This is a genomic window from Pustulibacterium marinum (assembly GCF_900116665.1).
Taxonomy (GTDB): domain Bacteria; phylum Bacteroidota; class Bacteroidia; order Flavobacteriales; family Flavobacteriaceae; genus Pustulibacterium; species Pustulibacterium marinum.
Genome location: NZ_FPBK01000021.1, coordinates 38,465 through 45,049, shown reverse-complemented (window position 1 = coordinate 45,049; position 6,585 = coordinate 38,465). Strand labels below are relative to the sequence as shown.

The following is a 6,585-nucleotide window of genomic DNA, read 5'->3' as shown; positions in this document are numbered from 1 at the left end:
AAAGCTTGTCCGCTTTCTTGGTCTTATCTGATTGCGAAAAGGCAACCTGAGCCACTAATAATAAAAAGAGTATATGTATTTTTTTCATGTCTAACAGCTTATAGGATTAAAAGAATCGTGGAGATTTGGATACTTTCTGTGGTAAGTTCAAATCAAATAGCAACATGATCTCGTGAGAAGAATTGGTTACTACATTTAAATCTGACGTTACGGCATCGTAGGCATATCCTACACGAATCGATGGGCTCACTGCAAAGTTTACCAAACCACTAAACGAATCGTCTAAACGATACGATCCACCGATCTCAAAACGATCGTAGAACAAGAAGTTTGCATTCACATCAAAAGACGTTGGCGCTTCAAACGCTGATTTTACAAGTACAGATGGTTTGAATTTTACAGCGTCTGACACCTGAAATACATATCCTGCGGTTGCAAAATAGTGGGCTGTCTCTGAACCTATCTTAGTTCCGTTCTCATCAATATGGGTAGCGCTTAGTACGTTAGGTACCGAAAAGGCTACATAGTAGTTATCGGTATAGTAAAAAGCTCCGGCTCCTACATTGGGAGTAACCGAATTGATGTTTTGTGCAAAGAATGGATCGTTTGGATCTATCAAATCTAAATTCACCAAGCCGATATCATGGAAAGTAGCCCCGGCTTTTAAACCTAAAGATAGGGTATGGCCTTTACCAAGGTTTAACTTGTATGCAAAGTCTGCATACAAGTTTTGTTCTTTTACAGGCCCTATCTTATCTGAAATTGCAGATAATCCTAAACCTACTTTTTCGCCAACTGCGGTGTTCGCAAAAAAGGTGAAGGTCTCTGGTGCTCCGTCTAAACCTCTCCATTGTTGACGAAACAACAATCCTCCGGAGATGTTCTCGCGTGTTCCTGCATATGCAGGGTTTACTACGCTCATGTTGTACATGTACTGCGTGTATTGTGGGTCTTGTTGGGCGAAACTATGAGCCGTAACAAGTAGAAATAATACGATATATAATTTTTTCATTGTAAGCTATTAAAGTGGTTAATAGTTAATATAAATGTATCCTGACATCGTTTTTTGACTTCCATTAGGGAAGGTAATCACGTAAAAATAGGTTCCCACAGGTAGTTGATTTCCATCTTGATCAGTACCACACCATTCATTTACATAATTATTACGTTGATAGACTTCTTTACCATATCTATTAAAAATTTGAATATTAATGGTATTTCCTTGATTGCTAAAGAAGTCTAAATTCAAGCAGTTATTGTAAGCATCATCATTAGGAGAAATCCCTTGTGGCACAATACAGTTGGCATTGGTAGAATACAAAACATCTACCGTAGCACTCGCTTCACATCCGTACAATTCATCAGTAACCACTACAGTAAAGAGTCCGTTTTCTCCTGAATTTGGAGCAATATGATAGGTATCTGAATAGCTTGATTGAACTTCTGTTCCTTCTTCATTATACCAAGTATATACTATGTTATTGTCGAAATCACTTTCGTTTTCGAGTGTCACCGTCAAATCGATTCCTTCATTTACACACACATACATTTCAGTTTGCGGGAAACTAATATACGGCTGTGGATAAAATTCAATTCTTTTTGTATCAGAGTTGATACAATCCGTATTAGGGAATACAATTTCTACACTATAATCACCCGTTGAAGTTGTTTCTAAAATCGTATCTGTTGCACCTTCTATAACTTCACCGTCTTTGTACCAAGTGATTTGAGTACCTTCTGCTAAGTTTCCAAGATCTATATAAACAGGCTGACCTTCACAAACTGCTTCTTCGTCACCCAATAAAATATCTTCTCCAATACTTAGATTATTAGTCATTTGAAAACTTCCGCCTTCAATAAAAACTCCTGAATCCCAGTTTCCGTCTCCTTCATCTGCGATTACTAATTTTAAATGGTATTGATGACCAAAAACTAAATCTGCTTCTGCAACCATGGGCACCGTCATTCCATAGAAATTATTAGCACTTGCATAGCGAGAAGCTCCTAGCATTCCGTCAAAAAGATTATCAAAATAAGCTTCATTTTCTGAAGGACAGCCCGCGTTATAAGCATTATCCTTGATAGTACGAACAGAAACCGGAGTATCTGTTCCAGGAATAACTGCTAAATTGGTAGTAACTCCCTGGTCATCTGTTAACAAGAATGCAAAACCATCACCGTACTGACATTGCGGTACACCATAGTCTTCCGAAGCAAACAAGAAATTGAAATTCATATGATCTCCATAGGCAATAAAATCGAACTCTAAAATTGTAGCATCGTACAAAGTTATGGCTGCATCATCTGGATATATTTCTGATAAATACGATTGTAAATCGGCATCTCCTAACCATAAATCAGTACCTGTTTGATCGTAAAAAGAAGCTGTCTGCATACTTAATTTTGGTCCGGTTGCCTGCGTTGCATTTCCAGTGGTTAACAGAATACCATTTGCAAAAGGGAAAGAACTGTCTGCTGCTTCAAAATAAGCAATACCATTGTGTTCTGCTCCAAAATCGATTCCTGTAGTTGTACTAAAATTACTGATAGAAATACAGTCGTCATTCATTAAAACACTACCAACCAAACCTTCGGAAGTGTATGTATCTTGATCTATACTCATTGCATTTTCAGGGGTAGCCACACAAATATCAAACGTATAGTTTTTCTGTTCTTCATAATTTGAATAAACTCTAATGGTATAGGTTTCTCCAATGGTTAAATCATCTAACAAAATATCATCGTCATTGGTGTTTGGTGCAGTGTAAAATCCGCCGTAATAATTAAACTCATCTGAATTATCATCCTCTACACAAGCCACTTGAGTTAAGTTATCACAAGTACCTGTATAAATCACTTTGTTTAAGTTATGAGAAGTGTTTTGACCTTCGGGAGTTCCGTTTTCTAAAATGTTTTTGATATACAAAATGTGTGAAGTGGATGTCGCTGTAAATTCAAACCACACATCATCGTTAGCAAAAGTTACATCGCCACAAAGATCTCCTTGATTAGAAGCTGTAGCCATGTTTAAAGTTGCTGCATAAGAATCTGAACAGAAAGGAGAATCGCTTACCGTTAAAGTAATAGCATTGGCACAATCATCATTTTCAATTAAAGTTCCAAATTGCTCAACCTGTGTCCAAGAACTGTTACCATCTTCATCACCACAAAGTGAACGCACATATATGTCATACTCTTGCCCAGAAATTAAATCATTAATTTGATATGGATGCTCGGTTGCGGTTTCACCTATAAGTCCGCTATCAGCATCAGGAGCCTCAGAACCAAAAGGCACTACATACACTTCCCATGAAGTTGCGCTACCTTGCTCTTCCCAATCTATAGTAATGCTATTTTGATCTTGAGAAACCAAAGATACTTCCGTTGGTAATGGGCAAGCTTCTTGCTCACAACTAGCGGTACCTTGATAAAATGGCGTTGAAATGGAGTCTCCATTATTCCATTGAAATACAATTTCGTCATAAGCATCTGTAATGGTTACCGAAGTAGTATAGTCATCCCAATAAGTAGTATTCCAACTCAATTGAAAATCTTCATTAGAACACAACGGAACACTAATTACATCAGTTGACGATGTAGAAACCAATGTTCCTACAGTAATTGTCCCTTGTTGAATGGTAAGTTGAGAAAAGTTTCCACCAACATAACTTGCTTCTAAAGTAACTGTATAATTACATTGATTTTCTGCAGCACAAACCGCTGTATTAAAAGTGTAAGCCCCTACCCATTCACTTTGAGCAGTATCTGAACAATATGCTCTTACATAATACTCATAAAAAGTAGAGGCTTCTAAATTTTCTGCAACAAACGTATTATCATTTGCTAAAGTTCCATTTCCGGTAGGAATGCCACTATTTACAGGTTGCACAAAAACTTCCCATTGAGTTTCCTGATAACCTTGCTCCCAAGCTAATGTTGCACTTGTATTGGTAGTTTCTAAAACTGTTAAATCAGTAGGTGTGGCGCATTCTGGAATGTCTTCAACAATTACTTCATCTAAATACAGTGTCCAGTTATTGGCATCTATCTGTGGAGTATGAAATGCAATATTTACATCTCCTGTATAATCATCTAAATACAAAATACGCTCTTCATAAGTACCATTAGAAATGGTTTCTTGAGGCATAATCACATCTGTAAAATTGGCAATATCTGTTCCAGTAGTTGAAACTAATACTTCCAAATCTGTTGGACTGGATGCCGAAACAACACGATAGTGAAATTTCAAACGTTGAGTTCCCGTTAATTGAATTGTTGGAGAAATTAAATAATCATCATTTGTGGTAGAATTCCAATATTTTGTAATTGAAGCTGCTTGATCGCCTTCATATACAAAATAAGCGAAATTATAATTAAGATCCCATGTGAGGTTGTCTCCATCTTGGTTTATAACTGTCCAACAATCTTCGGTTGTTGAATTGCTATTAAATGTTTCTGTAAACGGAGTTGTAAGTGGTGCGCAAGTGGTTGTCTGCGCAAAACTAACCTTTACAAAAACAATCATCAAAACAAGAAGTTTTACCAACTTTGCTTTTGTTTGTCCCATCTTTTAGTTTTTGAAATTGAAATGAATTATGAAACTTCAAAAGTACATTTCAACTTTAAAAAAACTTCTAAACTACTACTAGACAAATACTGTACAAGTATTTACCATGCAAATCATAAATAAATAAAAATCAAACAATTAACCTATAACAACCTAAATTTTAACACCTAATCATTACTGAACTACTTCTATTTCATGTATAAAATCATCTAGCGAAATTTCGGAAGGTAAATTGAGTTTTTTTCGAATTCTATAGCGAGATGTATGCAGACTTTGAAGCGTAATATTTAAAAGATTAGCCGTTTCGTTTAAAGACATTCTTATTTTAATGTAAGCACAAATTCTAAGATCTGTAGCAGATAATTGTGGATACTTTAATTTGATGGTATCAAAAAAACCAGGGTGAATTTTTTCAAAAACTTCTTTAAATTGCTCCCATTCTTTTTCCTGATTCTGATTTTGAAAAACTATAGATTTCAAGTCTTTTTCAATAGCGCTAACCGATTTATTTTTTCTGTCTACAACCTTACTAATATCGGTCATGATTTTATTTTTCGCCAATAATTGAAGATTAATAGACGTTATTTCTCTATTCTTAGCATCGAGTTCTGTAGTTTGTTGAACTGCTTTAAGTTTTAAAATTTCATTTTCAGCACGTTCATTTTCAATGGTAAGTTGTTCTGTTTTTACCTGTTCTTGAAGCTTCTCGTTTGAAATTTTACTTATTTTTAAATTGTTTCTAATATTCTTATACAGCACCCATACCAAACTTATAATAACAAGAGAAAGTAAAATAACCAACACTATGGTATAAGATAAATAAGTTCCTCTTTCCTTTTCAATTTGATATTTACTTTGAAGCAATTCACTTTCTAAGCGAGACTTATCAAACTCATTTTGCCACTTTAACTCTTCAATTTTTTGTTTGGTTTGGGCACCATATACACTATCCTTCAATTGGTAAAATGCTATTGTATAAGCTGCTACATCTTCAAAATCTTTTTCTGCATTTGCAATATCTATCCTTACATCTATAGCATCTAATTTGCCACTTATATATTCTAAACTATCAGTTACTATATCGTGCTCTCTAAGAATTTTCTTTGCCTTATCATACTTTTTCAGACTTAAATAGAGTAAAGCATAATTGAGTAAAATTCGTTCTTTTAACCTTAAAGTACTTTTATTAGCTTCTGAAAGTTCAAAAGCAGTATCCAATTGCTCAATTGCTTCATCAATCTTTCCAGTCTGCGCTTTGATGTTGCTTAAATTGATCATAGAACTGATCATATTAGTGGTATCGTGTATTGATTTAAATACGTAATACGATTTTTGCTGATATGTTAAAGCTTCATCATACATTGCATTGATATTATACACATTTCCCATGTTGGCATAGAAAATTCCTTCGCCTCTTTTATCTCCAATTTGCACGTACAAATGATATGCTTTATTAAAATATTGTTTTGATTTCTCATACTCTTTCAAATCAAAATATAAAATTCCCAGACCATTGTAGATTGATGATAAATTGTGGTTATCCTTTAGTGTTTCAAAATAATTCTCGGCTAAAAGATAATATTCCAAAGCCTTTGGATACTCATTATGTTGTGTATAATACCTACCTAAAAGTTCATGGATTTTATTCTTAAAAAAAGGAGATTGCAAAGAATCAGACAATTGCAACGTTGCATCGCCATATTTCATAAAGTTTTCAAAATCGCCCAGTTGTATGCTTATTCGTGCATTAAAATATAACGCTTTTAGGCGAAGCGAATCTACTCCGGTACTTGTAGCCAAAGCTTCTTTAGCTTTTATCTGAGCACTATGAATATCTAATGAAACTAAGGAATCAAATGTCTCAATTTCATCTTTATCAAAAGTAACAGGAACCTCTTTCAAAGCATCTGAACAAGAGAGCAAAAAAAGTAAAAAACTAAATATACTGAGGTATTTTCCTTTGTGCATAACCTAAAATAAGAATTACAAACTTACTCAGAATTTTAATTTTTCAAAAT

3 protein-coding genes are annotated in these 6,585 nt (G+C 34.6%); all 3 read right to left on the bottom strand.

Going from position 1 to position 6,585, the window contains the following annotated elements:
* Positions 1-106: 106 nt before the first annotated feature.
* Positions 107-1,012, bottom strand: a complete 906-nt coding sequence (locus BM383_RS17795; RefSeq protein WP_093026507.1) for a PorP/SprF family type IX secretion system membrane protein — start codon at positions 1,010-1,012, stop codon at positions 107-109.
* An 18-nt stretch (positions 1,013-1,030) separates the two neighbouring features.
* The gene (locus BM383_RS17790) at positions 1,031-4,567 is read right to left on the bottom strand and encodes a choice-of-anchor L domain-containing protein (protein WP_093026506.1); all 3,537 of its coding nucleotides are present in this window, start codon (positions 4,565-4,567) and stop codon (positions 1,031-1,033) included.
* Positions 4,568-4,741: 174 nt separating this feature from the next.
* Positions 4,742-6,535, bottom strand: a complete 1,794-nt coding sequence (locus BM383_RS17785; protein WP_093026505.1) for a tetratricopeptide repeat protein — start codon at positions 6,533-6,535, stop codon at positions 4,742-4,744.
* Positions 6,536-6,585 lie beyond the last annotated feature (50 nt).